Source organism: Serratia sp. Ser99, assembly GCF_024519545.1.
In the GTDB taxonomy this organism is placed as follows: Bacteria; Pseudomonadota; Gammaproteobacteria; order Enterobacterales; family Enterobacteriaceae; genus Serratia; species Serratia liquefaciens.
On record NZ_JALJRT010000002.1, the window covers coordinates 403,953 to 424,036 of the forward strand.

General features: G+C 57.2%; 19 protein-coding genes. 8 read left to right on the forward strand and 11 right to left on the reverse strand.

Going from position 1 to position 20,084, the window contains the following annotated elements; translation table 11 throughout:
- Window positions 1-14: 14 nt before the first annotated feature.
- From NR114_RS05950 to NR114_RS05965, 4 genes are read left to right on the forward strand one after another with little or no spacing between them, the layout of a single operon-like run.
- Complete coding sequence (locus tag NR114_RS05950; RefSeq protein WP_234530253.1) at window positions 15-1,352, forward strand: LLM class flavin-dependent oxidoreductase; 1,338 nt, start codon at window positions 15-17, stop codon at window positions 1,350-1,352.
- Between the two features lie 16 nt (window positions 1,353-1,368).
- A complete protein-coding gene (locus NR114_RS05955; RefSeq protein ID WP_234530251.1) occupies window positions 1,369-2,283 on the forward strand; it encodes an ABC transporter substrate-binding protein in 915 nt (304 codons plus the stop codon).
- Window positions 2,280-3,197: an amino acid ABC transporter permease gene (locus tag NR114_RS05960; protein ID WP_048759000.1), complete on the forward strand. Its 918-nt coding sequence runs from the start codon at window positions 2,280-2,282 to the stop codon at window positions 3,195-3,197. Before NR114_RS05955 ends, NR114_RS05960 begins: the two co-directional genes overlap by 4 nt.
- Window positions 3,194-3,955, forward strand: a complete 762-nt coding sequence (locus NR114_RS05965) for an amino acid ABC transporter ATP-binding protein (protein WP_020826835.1) — start codon at window positions 3,194-3,196, stop codon at window positions 3,953-3,955. The genes NR114_RS05960 and NR114_RS05965 overlap by 4 nt, the downstream gene beginning before the upstream one ends.
- A gap of 44 nt (window positions 3,956-3,999) precedes the next feature.
- Here the strand turns inward: NR114_RS05965 and NR114_RS05970 are convergent, their stop codons facing one another.
- Window positions 4,000-4,134, reverse strand: a complete 135-nt coding sequence (locus NR114_RS05970) for an AcrZ family multidrug efflux pump-associated protein (protein WP_044550993.1) — start codon at window positions 4,132-4,134, stop codon at window positions 4,000-4,002.
- 502 nt (window positions 4,135-4,636) lie between these two features.
- On the opposite strand from NR114_RS05970, the gene osmB reads away from it, so the two are divergent.
- Complete coding sequence (gene osmB / locus NR114_RS05975; protein ID WP_020826833.1) at window positions 4,637-4,849, forward strand: osmotically-inducible lipoprotein OsmB; 213 nt, start codon at window positions 4,637-4,639, stop codon at window positions 4,847-4,849.
- Between the two features lie 283 nt (window positions 4,850-5,132).
- Here the strand turns inward: osmB and NR114_RS05980 are convergent, their stop codons facing one another.
- Both NR114_RS05980 and mrdA read right to left on the reverse strand, forming a co-directional pair.
- Window positions 5,133-6,851, reverse strand: coding sequence for a penicillin-binding transpeptidase domain-containing protein (locus tag NR114_RS05980; RefSeq protein WP_115058856.1), 1,719 nt, complete (start codon window positions 6,849-6,851; stop codon window positions 5,133-5,135).
- A 102-nt stretch (window positions 6,852-6,953) separates the two neighbouring features.
- Window positions 6,954-8,879, reverse strand: coding sequence for a penicillin-binding protein 2 (gene mrdA / locus NR114_RS05985; protein ID WP_165801829.1), 1,926 nt, complete (start codon window positions 8,877-8,879; stop codon window positions 6,954-6,956).
- 292 nt (window positions 8,880-9,171) lie between these two features.
- On the opposite strand from mrdA, the gene NR114_RS05990 reads away from it, so the two are divergent.
- Together NR114_RS05990 and lpxA are read left to right on the forward strand one after the other, a co-directional pair.
- Window positions 9,172-9,453 carry a YjcB family protein gene (locus tag NR114_RS05990; protein ID WP_020826830.1) on the forward strand — a complete coding sequence of 94 codons (282 nt, stop codon included), beginning with the start codon at window positions 9,172-9,174 and terminating at the stop codon, window positions 9,451-9,453.
- 317 nt (window positions 9,454-9,770) lie between these two features.
- Window positions 9,771-10,559, forward strand: coding sequence for an acyl-ACP--UDP-N-acetylglucosamine O-acyltransferase (gene lpxA, locus NR114_RS05995; RefSeq protein ID WP_197820869.1), 789 nt, complete (start codon window positions 9,771-9,773; stop codon window positions 10,557-10,559).
- 11 nt (window positions 10,560-10,570) lie between these two features.
- On the opposite strand, the gene NR114_RS06000 is transcribed toward lpxA, so the two are convergent.
- From NR114_RS06000 to NR114_RS06035, 8 genes are all read right to left on the reverse strand, one after another.
- On the reverse strand, window positions 10,571-11,518 hold the full coding sequence (locus NR114_RS06000; protein WP_048759009.1) for an ABC transporter ATP-binding protein: 948 nt from the start codon (window positions 11,516-11,518) through the stop codon (window positions 10,571-10,573).
- A complete protein-coding gene (locus tag NR114_RS06005) occupies window positions 11,508-12,512 on the reverse strand; it encodes an ABC transporter ATP-binding protein (protein ID WP_234530249.1) in 1,005 nt (334 codons plus the stop codon). The genes NR114_RS06000 and NR114_RS06005 overlap by 11 nt, the downstream gene beginning before the upstream one ends.
- Window positions 12,512-13,399: a D,D-dipeptide ABC transporter permease gene (gene ddpC / locus NR114_RS06010; RefSeq protein WP_234530247.1), complete on the reverse strand. Its 888-nt coding sequence runs from the start codon at window positions 13,397-13,399 to the stop codon at window positions 12,512-12,514. Before ddpC ends, NR114_RS06005 begins: the two co-directional genes overlap by 1 nt.
- Before the next feature lie 5 nt (window positions 13,400-13,404).
- A complete protein-coding gene (locus NR114_RS06015) occupies window positions 13,405-14,421 on the reverse strand; it encodes an ABC transporter permease (protein ID WP_044550981.1) in 1,017 nt (338 codons plus the stop codon).
- 48 nt (window positions 14,422-14,469) lie between these two features.
- The gene (locus tag NR114_RS06020; RefSeq protein WP_234530244.1) at window positions 14,470-16,020 is read right to left on the reverse strand and encodes an ABC transporter substrate-binding protein; all 1,551 of its coding nucleotides are present in this window, start codon (window positions 16,018-16,020) and stop codon (window positions 14,470-14,472) included.
- Between the two features lie 35 nt (window positions 16,021-16,055).
- Complete coding sequence (ddpX, locus tag NR114_RS06025; RefSeq protein ID WP_046373595.1) at window positions 16,056-16,619, reverse strand: D-alanyl-D-alanine dipeptidase; 564 nt, start codon at window positions 16,617-16,619, stop codon at window positions 16,056-16,058.
- A 17-nt stretch (window positions 16,620-16,636) separates the two neighbouring features.
- Window positions 16,637-17,509 (reverse strand): MurR/RpiR family transcriptional regulator, encoded by an 873-nt coding sequence (locus NR114_RS06030; protein ID WP_130015714.1) that lies wholly within the window; start codon window positions 17,507-17,509, stop codon window positions 16,637-16,639.
- 246 nt (window positions 17,510-17,755) lie between these two features.
- Window positions 17,756-18,604, reverse strand: coding sequence for a GNAT family N-acetyltransferase (locus NR114_RS06035; RefSeq protein WP_234530242.1), 849 nt, complete (start codon window positions 18,602-18,604; stop codon window positions 17,756-17,758).
- A 264-nt stretch (window positions 18,605-18,868) separates the two neighbouring features.
- On the opposite strand from NR114_RS06035, the gene NR114_RS06040 reads away from it, so the two are divergent.
- Window positions 18,869-20,065 (forward strand): multidrug efflux MFS transporter, encoded by a 1,197-nt coding sequence (locus NR114_RS06040; RefSeq protein ID WP_234530240.1) that lies wholly within the window; start codon window positions 18,869-18,871, stop codon window positions 20,063-20,065.
- Window positions 20,066-20,084: the final 19 nt, after the last annotated feature.

Genomic DNA, 20,084 nt, shown 5'->3' on the forward strand with positions numbered 1-20,084 from the left:
ATATAGGAATAATTATGAGTACTTCACCTTCAACACCATCGCGTCAATTACGTCTCGGCCTGTTTGTTCAAGCTCTGGGCCATCACGTCGGCGGCTGGCGTGCCGAAGGGGCCAGCGGCTCGCCTACGGACATTGACTGGTTCACCTGGATCGCCCAAAAGGCCGAAGAAGGCACCTTTGATATGTTCTTCGTCGGCGATGCGCTGGCGACCAGCGTGCACCGCTTGCCTTCCACCCTGTCCCGCCTGGAGCCGCTGACGCTGCTGGCGGCGCTGGCGGTCAGAACCCGACACATCGGCCTGGCGGCCACCGCCTCCACCACTTTCGACCAGCCTTTCCACCTGGCGCGCGCCATGGCCTCTATCGATCACATCAGCCACGGCCGCGCCGCCTGGAACGTGGTGACGTCATTCTCCAGTGACGCGGCACGTAACTTCAGCCGTGACGATCTGCCTTCGCACGCAGAGCGTTATGAAGTGGCACGAGAGTTTCTCGAAGCCAGCTACAAGCTGTGGGACGGCTGGGAGGAAGGGGCTATCGTACGTGACAAGCACAGTGGCGTGTATGCCATTGACGAGAAAATCCACGCGGCCAACCACCAAGGCAAGCACTTCTCGGTGCAAGGCCCGCTGAACATTGCCCGTTCGCCACAGGGGCGCCCGGTGATCATCGAAGCCGGTTCTTCGCCGGCCGGACAACAGCTGGCCGCAGAGACCGCCGAGGTGGTGTTTACCGCCGCCGCCACGCTGGAGGAAGGCCAGGCCTTCTATCGCAGCCAGAAGAAATTTGTCGCCGATGCCGGCCGCAACCCGGATCACCTGCTGATCCTGCCGGGCGTGATGCCGATCGTGGGCCGCACCAAAGCCGAGGCGCAGGAAACCTGGTATCAGCTCAATCAACTGGTGGATATCGATAACGGCATCGAACAGCTTTCCGCCCGCTTCGGCTTCGATCTTAGCGACTTCCCGCTCGATGGCCCGGTACCGGACGTCGGCGCGACCGAAGGCGGCCAAAGCCGGGTGAAGCTGCTGACCGATCTGGCGGCACGCGAAAACCTGACGCTGCGTGAACTGGCGGCGGTTGCTGCCGGTTCGCGCGGGCATCGCGTGGTGGTGGGAACTGCCGAAGAGATCGCCGATGACTTCCAGCTGTGGCTGGAACAGCAAGGTGCCGACGGCTTTAACATCATGCCTGCGGTATTGCCGAATCAGTTGGAACTGTTCGTCGAACTGGTGATCCCGGAGCTACGCCGTCGCGGCCTGTTCCGCGAGGAATATCAGTATTCAACCCTGCGTGAAAACCTGGGCCTGCCGCAACCGGCAATCAACTTCGCTAACGTAAAATCGGCTTAATTCGCAGGGGAACATGATGAAAACCAACCTCAAACGCACCGTACTCTCCCTGCTGCTGGCCGGCGCTACCTTGGCTCCGCTGGCCGTTGGTTATGCCGCTGAAGGCGATGTGCCCTTCCGCGCCGCGGTAAAAGCCAGCGCCGATCCCGCACTGCACGACAGCCTGCCGGAAGCAATAAAAAAAGCCGGTTACATCGTGGCGGGCACCAACCCCAATACGCCCCCGACCACCTTCTATGAAGCCGACAACAAAACGCTGGCCGGGCGTGAAATCGACGTGATGAGCGCCATCGCCGATCGCCTCGGCGTGGCAATCCACTGGAAGGATACCGGCGGCTTCGACAATATCATCCCCGGCCTTAAATCCGGCCGTTATGACGTTGCCCTGGCCAATATCGACGCAAACAAGAAGCGCTTCCAACAGGTCGATTTTGTCGGCTATTACAACGCGTCCAAGCTGGCGCTGATCGCCCGTAAAGATGCCGCCCTCGGCCCTTACACCGAGCTGGCGCAGCTTTGTGGACAAACCGTCGGCGCCGGGGCGGGCACTTCACAAATTACCCGCTTGCAGCAGGCCAGCGACAGCTGCGTCAGCGGCGGAAAACCGGCGATCACCATTCCGATTTTCCCCGACCGTCCGGCCGGTGTTCAGGCCGTAATCAGCGGACGCGTGCCGATGTTCTTTGGTCCGTATGAAGGCCTGCGTTATCAGGCTACCCACGTTAAACCGCTGGCGCTGGCAGGCGACATCAACATTGAAGGCACCACGGTCGCCCTCGCCTTGCCGAAAGGTTCCGACCTGGTGAAACCGGTGCAGGCGGCGCTTAACTCGCTGATTGCCGACGGCAGCTACCAGAAAATCCTCGACGGTTGGGATATCGGCTTCGGCGCGGTGAAAACCGCTGGCATCAATGAAGAGATTGCAAAATGAATGGGCCACAAGCGACCGGTGATGCCGAACTGCGCATCGTCGGTCATCGGCATTATGGGCGCTGGTTCAGCGCCCTGTTGGTGCTGCTGATCGTCGGCATTATCGCCAATTCGATGCTGCATAACCCTCGCTTCGAATGGGCGGTGGTGGCGGAAAACTTTACCGAAGCGTCGATTATCAATGGCGTGATCATGACGCTGAAGCTCACCGTGATTTCGGTGATCTTCGGCTTCGCCGGGGGCGTGCTGCTGGCGTTGATGCGTCTGTCGGCCAACCCGGTGCTGGTGGCGGTGAGCTGGTTTTATACCTGGTTCTTCCGCGCGGTGCCGATGCTGGTGCAGCTTTTCCTGTGGTACAACATCGCCGCACTCTACCCGCGCATCAGTCTGTGGATCCCCTTCCTGGGTGAAGTGGCCAGCGCTCCGACCAACACCATCATCAGTACCTTCAGCGCGGCGGTGATCGCCCTGGTGATGCATCAGTCGGCTTATGCGGCGGAGATTGTGCGCGCCGGTATCCAAAGCGTCGGCAGTGGCCAGCTGGAGGCCGCCAAGGCCTTGGGGTATCGCCGTGGACAAATCCTGTGGCGCGTAGTTTTACCGCAGGCCATGCGCACCATTTTGCCCCCTGCCGGCAATGAGGTGATCGGGCAGCTTAAAACCACTGCGGTGGTGTCGGTGATTGCCCTGCAGGACGTGCTCTATTCGGCGCAGATCATCTATCAGCGCACCTATGAGGTGATCCCGCTGCTGTTGGTTGCCACGTTGTGGTATCTGGTGATGACCTCGATTTTGTCGATCGGCCAGTACTATGTTGAGCGCTATTTTGGTCGAGGTAGCCAGGCGGTGCGCAGCAACTGGCTGTTCCGTCCCCGCAAAGCCGCATCCAGTCCGCCACAGGAGACACAATCATGAGCGCCGCCATTCAGATCAACCAGGTGCGCAAGTCATTTTCCGGCACCGAAGTGTTGAAAAATATCAGCCTGCAGATCCCGGCAGGCTCGGTAACGGTGATCCTCGGCCCTTCCGGTTCGGGGAAGTCGACCTTGCTGCGCTGCATCAATCACCTGGAAAAACTCGACGGCGGAACCATTCGGGTGGGCGAGCAACTCATCGGGTACCGCCAAAAAGGCAACCAGCTGTATGAACTGAAGGAACGCGAAGTGGCCGAACAGCGTAAAAGCATCGGTATGGTGTTCCAACAGTTCAATTTATTCCCGCACCGCACAGTGCTGGAGAACGTTACTGAAGCCCCGCTGCTGGTCAAAAAGGAAAAGAAAAGCCTGGTGGTGGAACGGGCAAAAGCGCTGCTGGCCCGCGTCGGGCTGGAACATCGCATTCACGCCTGGCCACGCGAGCTTTCTGGTGGACAGCAACAGCGAGTGGCGATCGCCCGCGCCCTGGCGATGACGCCAGAGGTGCTACTGTTCGATGAGCCCACTTCTGCGCTCGATCCCGAATTGGTTGGCGAAGTGCTGCAGGTGATGAAAGGCCTGGCGCACTCTGGCATGACCATGGTGGTGGTGACGCATGAAATCGGTTTTGCCCGCGAAGTGGCGGACCAAATCATCTTTATGGATCAAGGAAAAGTGGTAGAAACGGGGACGGCAAAACAGGTGCTGGATGAACCGGTACATCAAAGAACGCGGGATTTCCTGGCAACGGTACTTTAAGCCTGCATCGGGGGGCATTGCGCCCCTCGAACATTATTTCAGCGTCAGCTCTTTTTCCCGCCCACGGCAGAAAACAGATTAAACAGTTCACCCAAGCCATAAATCGAGCCAAGCAACAAGGCAATCATTACCGGCACCATGATCACCACGGTGGCCAAACTCTCTAGCATTTCTAACATCGTTGTCTCCTGGTTTTTAAGCAGCAAAAAGCCTGCCCAGAAAGGAAAATTTCCCTGGAATTTCTTAAGGTTATTTTTGCTTGATTTCAATCTGTGATGCAGATCACAACTCAATATCGCTAATGTAACTTACACAGTTGCATTACCGCAATGCAAAAAAATGCTCTCTGTCAGGGACAACCAGCACCAGAAGCAGTGGCGCCAACACCCAGCGGTATCCGTACGCCAATGCAGGCCGGAACGCGTCATAGCCCATAACCCTCAGCCTTAGGATTTTTAACGCGTTTTAAGGATTATCCAACCTGCCCCAAGAGATAACAGGCTGGCGATTTAATCATCACCCCAAAGTAAAATGGCGATTAAATAAAATCCGATGGCACAAAATTAAGAATATTTACCTGTTCTATTTTCTTTCGGCAGAATACATTCATCTCAACTTCTACCGGCCGATTAATCAGTGCTTTCTTTGTCTGTTAATTAGGCAATTTATCAGGAAACTCTTATGAACCTTAAACGTGCCGCAGGCGTGATGGTTATCATCATGGCAACACTTTCTGTCACCGCATGTGGGAATATGTCTCACCGCGATCGCAACACCGCTATCGGTGCCGGCGTTGGCGCCCTGGGTGGCGCAGTATTGACCGACGGCAGTACGCTGGGTACCTTGGGCGGCGCAGCGCTGGGCGGTATCATCGGCCACCAAACCAGCCGTTAATATTTTTAGGCCGGGTTGTTTTCAATTCAAAATACCCGGCAGAATTTATTTTAATCGCCACGCATTGGTGCATCAGATTCTTTTTATTTTATAGAATTAATCAGATTGTCTTATCTATAAATATTCCCGCCCAGACAAAGTATCGACGCTTAAAAAATATTCCCCTTTTTAATAAAACCGCCAGATTTATCTTAACTTCACTCGTGATGTCGAATGGGCACAGGCCCACCTTGCGACGTTGAAAAAGTGACTGGTTCCCCCTCCACAGAGGGGGAACATCAGGTTAGCCTTTAACCTGCGAAACGACGTTCAACGGCTGGGCATCAGGCAAGATATTCATATGTTCCAATACCTGCGCCATGATCTTGCCGAACACCGGGCCAGCCACCGAACCACCGAAGTGCTTGCCGGCTTTCGGGTTGTTGACCATCACCACCAGCGCCACCTGCGGATCGCTGGCGGGCGCCACGCCGGCGGTGTAGTTAATGTAACCACCGTCGTATTTGCCGTTGGTGCCCATTTTCTCTGCGGTACCGGTTTTAATCGCCAAACGGTAACCTGGTACCGCAGCGCTGACCCCGCTGCCCCCCGGTAAGGCATCGCTTTCCATCATATGCACCACGGTTTTTACCGTATCTTCCGGCAGAATGCGCTGCCCCATCACCGGTGGCGTCACTCGGGTGATCGACAATGGCCGATAAACGCCATAGGAACCGATAGCCGCGTATTCACGCGCCATCTGTAACGGGGTCACACGCAAACCATAACCAAACGAGAAGGTTGCGCGTTCGATGTCAGCCCAGCGTTCGCGGTGCTGCGGCAAATAACCGCTGCTTTCGTTGCCGATGCCCAGGTCGGTCGGTCTGCCCAAGCCAAAGCTCTTGTAAACCGCAGGCAGTACGGTGGCGGGCAGCGCCAGCGCAATATGTGAAACGGCGATGTCGCTGGATTTTTGCAGCACGCCGGTAATGGTCAATTTCGACCAGTGGCCTACGTCCTTGATCAAATGACCATTGACCCGGTAAGGCGTGGTGTCCAGTACGGTATCCGGCTTAATCAACCGGTGTTCCAGCCCGACCATCACCACCACCGGCTTCACGGTAGAACCCGGTTCGAAACTGTCGCTACTGCACACGTTGCGGATATCTTTGGCCGGGGTATTGGCGTAGTTGTTCGGGTTGAATGACGGGTAGCTGGCCATCCCCAGCACTTCACCGGTATTCACTTTTACCAGCACCGCACAGCCGGAATCGGCCTGGTTTGCCACCACGCCGTCGCGAATTTGCGCGTACAGCACGTACTGGATGAATTTATCAATACTCAGCGTGACATTCGGCGGCGGCACAGGATCGACGTTCTTGATCACGCCAATCACCGCCCCGCTGCCGTCCTTCTGGTAAACCCGCAGGCCGTTCTTGCCTTGCAGCAGGTGGTTAAAGCCCAGCTCGATACCTTCAAGACCCTGATTGTCCTGCCCGACAATGCCGATCAGCCCGGCGGCATCCTGGCTCATCGGGTAGAAACGGCTGAAGTCCTGCAGGGTACTGACGCCGGTTAAACGCAGCTTGCTGATGTAATCGGCATTATCATCTTCGACTTTGCGCGCCAGATAGACAAAACGCTTGTGGGCATTAGCCTGGATCAGCTTTTGCACCTCGGGTAGCGGCATTTTCAGCACGTTGGCCAGGCTCTGCCAGCGTTCATTGCCGATATCGGTATGGGTGTCGAGAATATGCTTGGGATCCAACACAATATCTTTCGATGACACGCTGACGGCCAAGGCCTCGCCGTTACGGTCGGTGATCATCCCCCGGTTGGTGGGCAGCACCTGGGTGCGAATCGAACGCTGATCGGCCTGATCCGCCAACTGCTGATGCTCCAGCAACTGCAAATAGCCGACCCGAAAGGCCAGCAGGAAAAAGCAAACCAGGATCCCGCCGCAAATCCAGCCAAAGCGAAGGGTCGAATAATTTTTACCGCTTTTTTTTGTTAATGGCGCCACTGTTAACCCTGCGTTTTTATTAAAGTTATGTGATTATTTCAGTCTACCCTGACAGAAATAGTTAGAAGATTGCAGTTTGTAAGAAAGTAAAAACAAACGCGTTTACTGTTGCACATCCGCGCTGTCGTTTAACTCCGGTTTAACTTTCTGGTTAACCTCAGGCTGCGGGGCGTTGGCCGGGTCAAAAATATGGTCGAGGATCGCCCGGGCCGTCGGCCCCGCGACCACACCGTCACCGCCGCCGTTTTCCAGAATTAATGCCATCGCCACCCGCGGATTTTTATAAGGCGCGAACAACGTATAGAAAATATGGTCGCGCAGCCGTACCGGGATCATTTTGGCGTTATAAGTCTGATTCTCTTTCAGACCAAACACTTGTGAAGTCCCGGACTTGGCGGCAATCTGATACGGCGCAGTATGGAACAGCTTATAACCGGTGCCGTTTGGCAGATTGGCCATGCCGTACATGCCATTGCGAACGATGCCCCAGTACGGCGATTTGGCATCACCAATCTGTGCACTCTCTACCGGTGGCTGGTAGCGACTCACCAGGTTGCCCTGCCGCATGGAGTACAACAAATGGGGCGCTTTCACCTTGCCGTTGTTGATCAGCGTCGTTAACGCCTTCACCATCTGGATCGGCGTAGCCACCCAATATCCCTGGCCGATGCCTACCGAGATGGTGTCCCCCTGATACCAGGCTTTTTTATGCACCCGCTGTTTCCATTCGCGGCTTGGCAGCACGCCGCGATACTCTTCGTTAAGGTCAATCCCGGTCGCCTGACCGTAACCAAACTGGCTTAGCCAGCTGTGAATACGGTCAATGCCCATTTCAAACGCCACCTGATAAAAGAAGGTATCGGCGGACTCCTCTATCGCCTTGGTCACGTTCAGCATGCCATGCCCGGTTTTAAGCCAGTCACGATAACGGCGCTGGGTACCCGGTAAGGTCCAGGTCGGCGCGCCAAAGAAGGTGGTGTTGGGGGTGATCACTCCGGCAAACAGCGCGGACGTGGCCATGTAAGGCTTCACCGTGGATGCCGGTGGGTAGAGCCCTTGCGTGACGCGGTTAATCAGCGGCAGATCGGGGTTGCTCAGCAGAGCTTTATACGCGGGATAGCTGATGCCTTTCACAAAAGGGTTGGGATCGTAACTGGGGCTGGAGACCATGGCCAAAATGCCACCGTCGCGCGGGTCTTCCACCACCACTGCCGCCCGCTGCCCTTTAAGCACTGATTCGATATATTGCTGCAGCGGCAGATCGAGCGTCAGGTAAATGTTTTTGCCCGCCTGTGGCGGTTGTTCTTTCAGCAGGCGTATCACGCGACCGTGGTTATCCACTTCGACTTCCTGATAACCGGTGGTGCCATGCAACTCTGACTCATAATAAGCCTCGATGCCCTGCTTGCCGATATTGTGGTCGGCGGCATAGTTCTCGCTGAGGCCCGCCTTGTCCAGCCGCTTCAAATCGCCATCGTTGATTTTAGACACGTAACCCACCACGTGGGCCAGTTCGGCACCGTAGGGATATTCCCGCTGCTGATAGGTGTCAATCGTCACCCCGTCAAAACGGTATTGATTGACCGCGAAGCGCGCCACCTCGGTTTCCGTCAGCCCGCTTTTCAAGGTAACCGGCTTGTAGCGGCCATTGTGGTGCATGTCATCGCGAAAAGCGGCGATGTCTTCGGGGGTCAGATCGACAATCGGCGTCAGCGCCTGCAGCAGCGCAGTCATATTGTCGATTTTGCTGGGGATAATCTGGATCTGATACAGCGTAATGTTACGCACCAGCGGAATGCCGTTGCGGTCGAAAATCAGCCCGCGACTGGGGGCAATCGGCACCATCTTGATGTCGTTTTGATTGGATCGCGTCTGGTAGAACGCATGCTGTTTTACCTGCAGGCGGTACAGGTTGAGGATCAACACGCCAAAACAGGCGACAACCAACACCATTGCCACGCCGGCGCGGCGTATAAACAACATTTCTTCGGCGGAATGGTCGCGAATTTTATCTTTTAATAGGGCCATACGTGGCGAGTTACCTGTCAGACGTCACATTTTCCCAAGATAAATCAGGGCAGTGAAAAGTCGGCAAGCATAGCGTTATTGGTTTGCGCTCCCCATTAAAAGGTTGCTAATGAAATGGCATAAATGTTTCAGCATGTTGGAATGTTACCAAATGCCGATTTTTCTCCCGCTCAGGGATTGAGCAGCGATTTATCCCAGTGCTACAATGTGACACAGATCACACTATTTCACCCATTGCCCTGACCTTCCGGCCGCTCGCCGGGAGCAGCTTTATCACCAAGGATCCCGTTCGATGAGTGCCATTGCCACAGGTTTTATTATGATGCGCTGGGAGTTGCTTAGCGCCGTTATGATGTTTATGGCCAGCCAGCTAAACGTCGTTTGCCGTAAGACCAGCCGCAACGGCATGGCATTTATGTTCAGCAGCCTCGGGTTGTTCACCACCTGCTGGTTCGTGATGGGCCTGATGGGCATTAGCTTCAGTCAGGAAGGCTTTACGCAATTCTGGTCCCACGCCTGGGACATGTATGTCGAGGTCGTCAGTAACACCCCTACCGATTGGCCACTGCCCTGAGTTATGGCATTCGCTGGCGACGGAATTGACCGTTGTCAGCCTGACCATTTTCAGCCCTGCAGAGCAAAGGGTTGAAATCGCCGGTGGTAACATCCCGTTATTACCCAAAGGTTCACAAAATAAATAAAATATAAGGTAGCGGTCTGAGGCAAATACCGGCTTATGCTGGCCGCAGACAAACCTTGTCACACCGACCGGAAGGCAAACTTCCTGCCCACGCGTTCCTGTTTCCCCCAATTAATCCAGAATCCGGCTTAATAATTAACCGATGACTGGCCTGGCTGATGGATAGCCACGCGCCGCCATCAGGAAACGTGATGATTTCTCCCTCTGCCCTTATTGCAGACAACAGCCTGATCGCGCCCGGCGCGATGATCGGTGCGCACGTGCGTATCGGGCCTTTTTGCGTCATCTCCGCCGGGGTTGAGATAGGCGAAGGCACCACTGTTGCCTCGCACTCGGTAATTAACGGCCTGACCCGTATCGGCCGCGACAACGTTTTCGGCTCGTTTTCTTCGATCGGCGAAGCCGGCCAGGATTTGAAGTATGCCGATGAACCGACCTCGTTAATCATTGGCGATCGTAACCGTATAGGCCATTACGCCACCCTACATCGCGGTACAGTACAGGGGCGCCAGCGCACCGTCATCGGTAACGACAATCACCTGCGAGATAATGTGCATGTTGCCCACGACTGCGTCATCGGAAACGGTGCTTACGTCGGCGAGCACAGCGGCCTGGCCGGGCATGTTGAGATGGGCGATGCTGCATGGGTCGGCGCCCGGTGCGCGGTACACCAATTTTGCATTATCGGTGCCCATGCAAAAGTTGCCGACGGTGCCCTGCTGGTGCAGGATCTGCCGCCCTTTGTTCAGGCCGGCGGCCATCGCGCCAAACCTGACGGCCTGCATCTGGCAGCGCTGGCTTTTCTGGCCGCCGATCCGCAACAACAGCGAGTTATTCACGCTCTCTACGATATGCTGTATCACCGGTCGATGGCGTTGGAGGATTTACGGCAAGAGGTTATCCACCTGAGCGTGGAATACCCATTGCTACGCCTGTTCCTCGACTTCTTCACACGCTCGACGCGCGGCATTATCCGCTGAGCGTATCGCCGTCATCCTACCTTATGGCAACGCACCGCCGTGCCGCCCAAGTTGACTCTCAAACTTTGCGGTCGCTGGCACCCCTCGCCGGCGTAAGGGCAACGTTCGCGAAAAAAGCAGCCCTGCGGCAACTGCCGGTTGCCCGGTAATTCCCCTTTGCGGTCTTCAATTGTGCTGTCGCTCAGTGAACGGCCGGTACGGGGCACCGAATCCAGCAGCAACCGGGTGTAAGGGTGCTGCGGCTGGCGCAACACCTGCGCGGTCGGCCCCAATTCGACAATCTGCCCCAGATACATCACCGCTACCCGATCGCTCATGTGCTGGATCACCGAGACGTTATGCGAGATCAGCACATAAGTCAGGTTGCGCTGGCGTTGCAGTTCCACCAGTAAATTGAGGATCTGCGCCTGCACCGAAATATCCAGCGCCGAAGTAGGTTCGTCCAGCACGATGATGTCCGGCTGTGACGACAGTGCGCGTGCAATGGAAATACGCTGTCGCTGTCCGCCGGAAAACTCGTGCGGCAACCGGTCAATCGCCTCCGGCCGCAGTCCCACCTGCTGAGCCAACTCCGCCGCCTGCGCCCGTCGTTCCGCCACGCTGTTGTGTTGCTGCACGTACACCGGCTCGGTGATAATTCGCCATACCGGCAGGCGCGGATCGAGCGATGACTGCGGATCCTGAAACACCATTTGCATGCCGCTGCCAAACCAGGAGCCGGCATTGCGCGCCCGCAGCAGCTCGCCGCTGCTGGGCTTCAACAACCCCATCAGCAACTGCGCCAGGGTGCTTTTGCCGCAGCCGGACTCGCCAACGATGCCCAAGGTTTCGCCGCGCATAATGTTCAGATCCAACCCATTGAGCGCATGAACATACTCTCGCGGCTTGCCGCGCCAGTTATAGCTGGCGGGGAAACGTAATCGCACGTCGCGCAGTTCCAGCAGTGCCTCAACGTTCATTTTGCATCTCCAAATCGACAGACTGCGGATGCCAACAGGCTACCCTTTGGCTCGGCTCTGCCACCAATGGCGTAAGTCTTGGCGTATGCCGACACTGAGCGTCAGCATGGCGGCAACGGTTGCTGAAAGCGCAGCCTGGCGGTAACGCGCTCAGGTTGGGCACCGTACCGGGGATAGCCTGCAGCAGGCTGCGCGGTTCGGCACGCTCCGGCGCCGCCAGCAATAACCCAATGGAGTACGGATGACTGGGATGCTCAATCACATTGGCGGTTGCGCCACTCTCAATCACGTGTCCTGCGTACATCACATACACCCGGTCGCAAAGTTGCGACACCACAGCCATATCGTGAGTGATAAATAGCACCGCCGTGCCGCTGGCTCGCGCCTTCTGCTGTAGCAAACGCAACACCTGACGCTGGACCGTGACGTCCAGCGCAGTGGTGGGTTCGTCGGCGATGATCAGTTCCGGTTCGCAGGAAAATGCCATGGCAATCAGCACCCGTTGGCGCATACCGCCGGACAACTCAAACGGATATCGCTCCATCACCCGCGGTGCATCGGCAATCTGCATTTCCTGTAACAGCTGAATCGCCTTGTCGCGAGCCGCCGAGGCGGAAAGTCGCTGGTGCAGGCGGATCACCTCGCACATCTGGCGGCCGATCTTGCGCGTTGGATTAAGCGCACTCATGGGTTCCTGAAAAATCATCGACACCCGCGCACCGCGCAACTGGCGCATTTGCCGCTCGCTGGCGTTAAGCACGTCGGTGCCCAGCATCTCCAGCGAACCGCCGGTCACGCGGTAACCCTCTTCCGCCAGCAGCCGTAACGTCATCATCGCAGTGACCGACTTGCCGGAGCCGGACTCGCCCACCACGCCGACGATTTCACCCGCCTTGACCTGCAACGAAACGCGATTGAGCGCCTTGACGCTGCCGCCGTAAACCGGAAACTCCAGCTGCAATTCATCGATTGATAAAACGGTGGTTTCACTCATCAGCGCCCCCGGGTTTTAGGATCCAGCAGGTCGCGCAGACCGTCGCCGAACAGGTTGAAACCGGTGGCGGTGATCAGGATCGCCGTGCCGGGAAAGGCCGAATACCACCATTGGTCGAGCACATAGTTGCGTCCATTGGCCACCATAGCGCCCCATTCGGCGGTCGGTTGCTGGGCACCCAGGCCGATGAAGCCCAGCGTAGCCGCCATCAGGATTGCGGTACCGATATCCAGCGACGCCTGCACCACCAACGGCGGCATCACATTGCGCAGCACGTGCCAGCCAATCAGATGCCAGCGCGAAGCGCCAAAGGTGCGCGCCGCTTGCATATACGCCTGATGACGCAGCGTTAACGTTTGGCCGCGCGCCAGCCGCACGTAGAAAGGAATGCGCACTACGGCAATCGCCAACATGGCGTTGAACAAACTGGGGCCCAACGCCGCCGCCAGCGCCATGGTCAGCACCAGCGACGGCACCGACAGCATGATATCCATGCAGCGCATAATTAACGCATCAACCGTACCGCCCATCACGCCGGAGAAACAGCCGAGCAGCGAGCCAATGCTCCCCGCTAAAACCACCACCGCCAGCCCGGCGGCCACCGATTGACGGCTGCCAACCAGGACTCGGCTGAACAGGTCCCTGCCCACTTCGTCGGTACCGAACAAGTGCTCGGGCGAAGGCGGCAGTAAGCGCGCGGTTAGGTCAATGGCGTCCGGGTTATGCGGCACCAGCCACGGCGAGAACAGCATCAGGAACAGCACGGCTATCATGATGGCGGCACCCAGCAGCGTCAGCGGACTCCGCCGAACCCGGTACCAGGCGCGGCGCAGGCTAAGATAGCGCAATACGGGTTCCGCGATCGGTGGTTGTTCGATTTGAGTCATTGTCATTATCCCTCGCGCCCCATTCTTGGGTCGATCCACAGGTAGAGCAGATCGACGATCAAATTAACCATCACGTAGGCAAAAGAGACCACCACGGCAAACCCCATCACCGCCGGAAAGTCCAGCGCCTGAATGGAATCCACCACGTAAGCGCCCATGCCCGGCCAGGCGAAGACCGTTTCGGTCAGCACCGCGCCATAGAGTAAGTCCCCCAAAGCCAGCCCCAACACCGTCACCGAGGGGATCAACGCGTTGGGCAACGCATGCCCAAGCACCACTCGCCAGTGCGAAAGGCCGTTGGCACGGGCCGTGCGGATATAGTCTTCCCCCAATTGTTCAAGCATCGCCGAGCGGATTTGGCGCGCCACTACCCCAAGATGAACAAAGGCTAACGTCAGCGCCGGCAGGATCAGGTGTTGCAGGCTGTTCCAGAACGCCTCGCCGTTGCCGGTCAGCAAGGAGTCCAGCAGGTAAAACCCGGTGATGTGGGTGGGAGGATCCAGCCAGTCGTCCAGTCTGCCGCCGCCGGGCAATAGATTCAGTTGCCCGTAGAACAGGATAATCACCCCCAACCCCAGCCAGAACGCCGGGGTGGAGATGCCGGTCACCGACAACAGCCGCACCAGATGATCGGGCCATTTATTACGATACACTGCCGACACCACCCCAAGCGGGACACCAAACGCGATCGCCAGCAGTAAAGCGCAAAAAGCCAGCTCTAGCGTGGCGGGAAAGAAGGCGCGCAGATCTTCCAGCACCGGCCGCCCGGTGCGAATGGATGTCCCCAAATCGCCATGCAGCAAATCAAGCACGTAGCGGCCAAATTGCACATACAGCGGCTGGTCCAGCCCCAGCTGTTGGCGAATATGCTGGACGATTTCCTCGCTGGCGCGGTCACCGGCCAGCAGGCGCGCCGGATCGCCGGGGATCAGGTGCGAGATGGTAAAGGTGATCACGCACACCCCGAACATCACCAGCACCAACCCCCAGCAGCGCTGACGGATAAGGCTCCAAACGTTCATAGCGGTTTCCCATGGTGCAGGGGCAGCCAAACGGCTGCCCGAAAAAAATTACTTGCTCATCTGCCCAACGTTGAACACCTGCTCCAGCATCGGGTTATACACAAAGCCCTTCACCTCTTTGTTCATCGCCACCTGATAGTTTTTCTGGAACAGATAGACGTAGGCCGCCTGGTCGATGACGATTTTCTGCGCCGCCTGGTAATCCGCGGTGCGAACCTGCTGATCGGACACCGATACCGCTTTCTTCAACAGGGCATCCACCTGCGGATCGCTGTAGAACGACCGGTTGCCCGGCAGCCCTTTCTTGTCGGATTCAAACCAGTAGTTCATGAACATATAGGGGTCGGCGAAATCCGGGCTCCAGTTGCCGATGGCGATATCGTAATTGCCCTGACCGATGCGATCCCGCATGGTGGCGTTAGCCAGCTTCTCCAGTTTGACGTTGAGGCCGACCGTCGCCAGGCTCGCCTGCACCGACAGCGCAATCGCCTCCCAGTTAGGGTCACTGATCGAATACAGGAAGTTCAGCGAAGCGGGTTTGTCTTTCACCGCCGCCAGTGCTGCCTTGGCCTTGTCCGCATCCTGACTGTACTGCTGGGCATTGGCGTCATAGCCCCACATGCCTTCCGGGATCGGGCCGCGCATCTGTTTGCCGTTGCCCCCGAGAATGCCCTTCACCATGCCCTGATAATCCACGGCGTAAGAAATGGCGCGACGCAGATCCACCTGGTTAAGCGGCGCTTTGCCGTTATTAAGGTACAAATAGGTCACCCGTAGCGACGGGTACTCGTTGACCGCAACCTTGTTTTCACTTTTCAGCGCCGTGAGCTGGTCAATCGGCAGCGATTCGGCAATATCCAGGTCGCCTCGGGTCAGTTGCAGACGGCGGGTGGCGCTTTCGCCGATGATTTTCACCGTGACGCGTTTAAACGCCGGTTTGGCACCGCTGTAATGCGGGTTAGGCACCAGCACCAACTGCTGGCCTTTCTGCCAGCGATCCAGTTTGTACGCCCCAGAGCCGGCGCTATGGTTCGCCAGCCAGGCCTTGCCCTCGTCCGCCGGATTCGCCTTGGCAATCGCCGGGTTAACGATGCCGGCACCGTCATTGGCCAAGGTGTACAGGAACGGCGCAAACGGCGTTTTCAGAGTGAAACGCACCGTCAGCGGATCCACCACCGTGACCTGCAGGTCTTTCGGGAAGGCCTCTGACGGCCCCTGACCAATCTTCATCAGACGCTCGAACGACCATTTGACCGCCTCGGCGTTCACGTCCGAACCGTCATCAAACTTGTTGCCGGGTTTTAGCTTAAAGGTCCAGACCAGTTGGTCGTCTGAACTGGTCCAGCTGTCGGCCAGCTCACCCTCCACCTGGGTCGAACCTTTTCCGCTTTCGGTCTTGTACTGCACCAGTCGCTGATAGGCCGGGTAAGTCACCGTCCAGTCGTTGTTATCGATAGTCACCGCCGGATCCAGCGTTTGCGGATCGGCCGCTTTGCCAATCACCAGCATGTCTTTGGGCACCGCCGCCTGTACCGGCCCGGCTACCGTCATGCCCAACGTCACTGCAGCCGCCAGAGCGGCGTATTTGATCTGATTCATAAACAAAGCTCCTGATGCGTTGAATGTGTGTTGTTTTAGTCGTAAGAAAAACAGCCGAAGCGATCGGCCAGCAGCGGATAATCCCCGGCGTTGGGCAGCTCGAAGTGCCACCATTCGCTGGCGATCCCGCGAAAACCTCCGGCGGCCATCACCGCATTCAGCAGCAGCCGGTTGCGCTGCACCTCCGGAGGGAAATCGGGATAAAACGGGTGTGATTTTTCGCTCATTTCATCAAAGCCGGTGCCCATATCCAGAGCGATACCCTCGGCGTCCAACAGCGTCACGTCGATCGCGACACCCCGGCTATGATGCGATCCGGTCAAGGTGCTGGTGACATATTGCGGATCCGGACAGGCTTGCCACAGCAACGCCTGCGCCTGCTGCGGTCGATAAGCGTCAAACACCAGTAGGGAAAAACCGGCCAGCCGCGCCGCCAGCAGGCAACGCGTCAGCCCCTGCACCGCATCAGGATGCAGCAGGCAGCGGCTCTCGCGATAAATCGCCCGGCCCGTCAGGTTGTCGGCGCCGGCATATTTCAACTCAATCGGCAGACCAGGAAAGGCCTCGGCCAGATCGGTTAATGTTACATTGTCACTCATTGCGTTTTCCCATACGGTTAAGATTCAAATTGCCCCAGCTCTTTTTGCAGCATTCGGTTGCTTGCCAGCCGTTGCTCGACCACTGTACCGCCCTGTTCCAGCACCGAAGACAGCAGCAGGTTGAACAGGCAACTGAGCGGGGCCAGCGAATCCCAAAACTGACCGGTGTCGGTTTTTACCTGCAGCAGGTCGATCGGGTAATCCCGAGCCCAGGGGCAGTAAATATCGGTAATCAGCGCCAGCCGCAGCCCACGCGCACAGGCCGCCTGGCAGTATTTTTGTGCGATGGTCGAATACGCGCGCGTGTCCGTCAGCACCAGGTATGGCGCACTGAATTCCGAATTTAGCGACTCCACATAGGTGCCGGATAACCCGTCCGCGTAATAGACCTTGGGCCGCAGATATTCCAGATGGCTGTAAAAGGCATTGGCAATGCCGCGCGTCGACTGTATGCCCACGACAAACACCGCTTCCGCCTGCGCCAACTGACGGCTGACCTGCGCAAAGGCTTCGCCGCCGGCCAATTGGTAAACGTGTTCGATCGCTTCCAGCTCCAGCGTTAATGATTGACGTAATTTTTGGGGTTGCGGCTGTTCGCGCCGGCGGCGGTAAGCCCCCAGGCGATCGGTCACGCCCCAGGGTTGATGCAAAGCCGTACCCTGCTCGCGCAAGGTGCGCTTTAAGTCCTCAAGGTTGCGGTAACCCAGGCTGCGCAGGTAGCGCCCGACCGAAATACCGCTGGTGGCGGTGCTACGAGCAATGCTGTCGGCGGTCTCAAACGGCACCTGTGGCAAATTGGCCAGCAGATATCCGGCAATGCGTTTCCCGGTGGGGGTTTGCACCGCAAATGACGCTTCTATTTGTGCCATCACATCTGGATGCTCTGCCATAGTTCGCCCGCTGTTGTTAAGTTGTCACCAAACCCCACTCTGTTACTCAGATAACAAAGCGAGATGATGACAATGCATGGCCTGTGCCAATTGCGGATTGCAGGGGAAATTTCACGCGCGACGGCGTACGGCGGCGCAGGAACGACAAAAACCTGCGGTTACAACATAGTCATCAGTTGATAACTATTGCACAACATTTGGGCAATGCATCGGGCGATGCACCACCCTGAACCCTTAATTTCTATTTTATGACCAGGCTTGCGAAACCAGTGAAAATGTCAGTGCAACGTCGCAATCCGGTCTATGGGGCACGCCGCGCACCATAATGGTCGGCGTATCGACGCAGGGTAAACCGCGCTCGGCCAACCAAGGGCTGAGGCCGCTGGCCAGGGGAGTATCCACCCGCACAAACTCGCCCTGACAAGGCAGGCATAAGGCGTCAACCATGGCAATGGCCCCCGTTAGATCAGGCGCAACCACCGGGCCAATCATGTTGCCGTGACCAAAACGACGGCGGAAGGCAAATCCGACGGCAATCCCCTGCTGCTCCAGCACCAAAGCCTGTTCGGCACTTGCCAACATTGCGGCCAACAGGGGTTGGCGGCTGAGGCCACTGGCGGCCAAATCCAGCTCAACCAGGGTGGCAAGATCCTGCGGCAAGGCCGGCCGTAGCCTTGCCCCCTTTGGCAAAGGTGCGGTATGGCCTGCCGGCATCTCCCGGCATTGGTGCTGCGCCAGTAATCCCTGATCGATAAACCCCAATTTTTGGTACAGCGGTTTGCCTTGATCGGTCGCTACCAGATGAAGCTGATAGTCGGGCAAAGGCGCTATCATCTGCTGCAACAAGGCTCTGGCGATACCTTGCCCACGACATTGCTCTGCAACAATCACCAACCCTAGCGTGGCCCGTTGGTCGCCCCATAGCCAGCGCAAGGCGCAGCCAACCACGTCTCCCTCGACTTCAGCGATCACCCCGCCACCCAATGACCACGCTTGCTGCCAATCTTCCAGCCGATGCGGCCACAGTATTTTTTGCGACAGTAGATGCGCTGGCGCAACATCGGCCGCCCCCATCTCTCGCAGCGTAAACGTCATTTCCCGCGTCTCCTGAACAATGCTGATTCCTTGCTATAGCACCATGACTGCATCGCCGATGGCAACCGGCAATCTTGCGTTACCGGTGATCATTTTACAGTAGCATTACGGCGCCATAGCGCGGGATATTGCCGTTACAGAGCCATCCGCCAACCGGCAGGTTTTACTTTTGTTCACTTATTTCATCCGTCATACCCTGGTAACCGGTGTTATTATTATCTTGCTCAATAATTCCCTCCTAATTCAAAGTGGTACGACAAGCTGATGGAAGCGTGGAAACTCAATCTGATTTCGGTCTGGCTCGGCTGTTTCTTCACCGGGCTGGCAATGAGCCAAATCCTCCCTTTTCTGCCGCTGTACGTCGAACAGCTCGGCGTCAGCGGTCACCAGTCGCTCAGCATTTGGTCGGGCCTGGTGTTCAGCGGCACTTTTTTGGTGTCTGCACTGGTGTCGCCGCTGTGGGGCAGCCTGGCGGACCGCAAAGGCCGCAAGCTGATGCTGTTGCGCGCCTCGCTGGGCATGGCTATTGTCATTGCACTGCAGGGTATGGTCACTAACGTTTATCAGCTGTTTGCGCTGCGTGCGTTGATGGGCCTGACCTCCGGCTATATCCCCAATGCAATGGCGCTGGTTGCCTCGCAGGTGCCGCGTGATAAAAGCGGTTGGGCGCTGGGCACCTTGTCCACCGGTCAAATTTCCGGAGTGATCGCCGGCCCGCTGCTCGGCGGGCTGATGGCGGACCACTTGGGGTTGCGCGTGGTGTTTTACGTTACCGCTGGGCTGATGTTCGTCAGCTTTTTGGTTACCTTGTTCCTGATAAAAGAGCGGCGTATCGAGGTAAAAAAAGCCGACCGATTGAGCGGCAAGGCCGTTTTCCAGTCGCTGCCCTATCCTGCGCTGATTGTAACGCTGTTTATCAGCACTCTGATGATCCAACTTGCCAACTCCTCCATCAGCCCGATACTGACGCTGTTTATAAAAGAGTTGTCAGGTGATAGCGGTAATATCGCCTTTATTAGCGGCATGATTGCCGCCGTGCCTGGGGTGGCGGCGTTGATTTCCGCACCACGCCTCGGCCGGCTGGGCGATCGTATTGGCACCGCACGCATTCTGCTGGCGGCGCTGGGGCTAACCACCCTGCTGTTCGCCATCATGGCCTGGGTGGAAACACCGCTCCAGTTGGGGATCCTGCGTTTTCTGCTGGGCTTTGCCGACGGTGCCCTGATGCCTGCGGTACAAACGCTGTTGTTGAAGTACTCTTCCGATCAGGTCACCGGTCGTATCTTCGGTTACAACCAGTCGTTTATGTATCTTGGCAACGTGGTTGGTCCGTTGATTGGTTCTGGGGTTTCGGCGCTGATGGGGTTCCGCTGGGTGTTTGCCGTCACGGCGGTGTTGGTGCTGCTCAATTGCTTACAGGTACGCAGGCAGTTCAAACAGGTCGAGAATAGGCGCAGATGAGTAACAGGGCCGCCGGAGC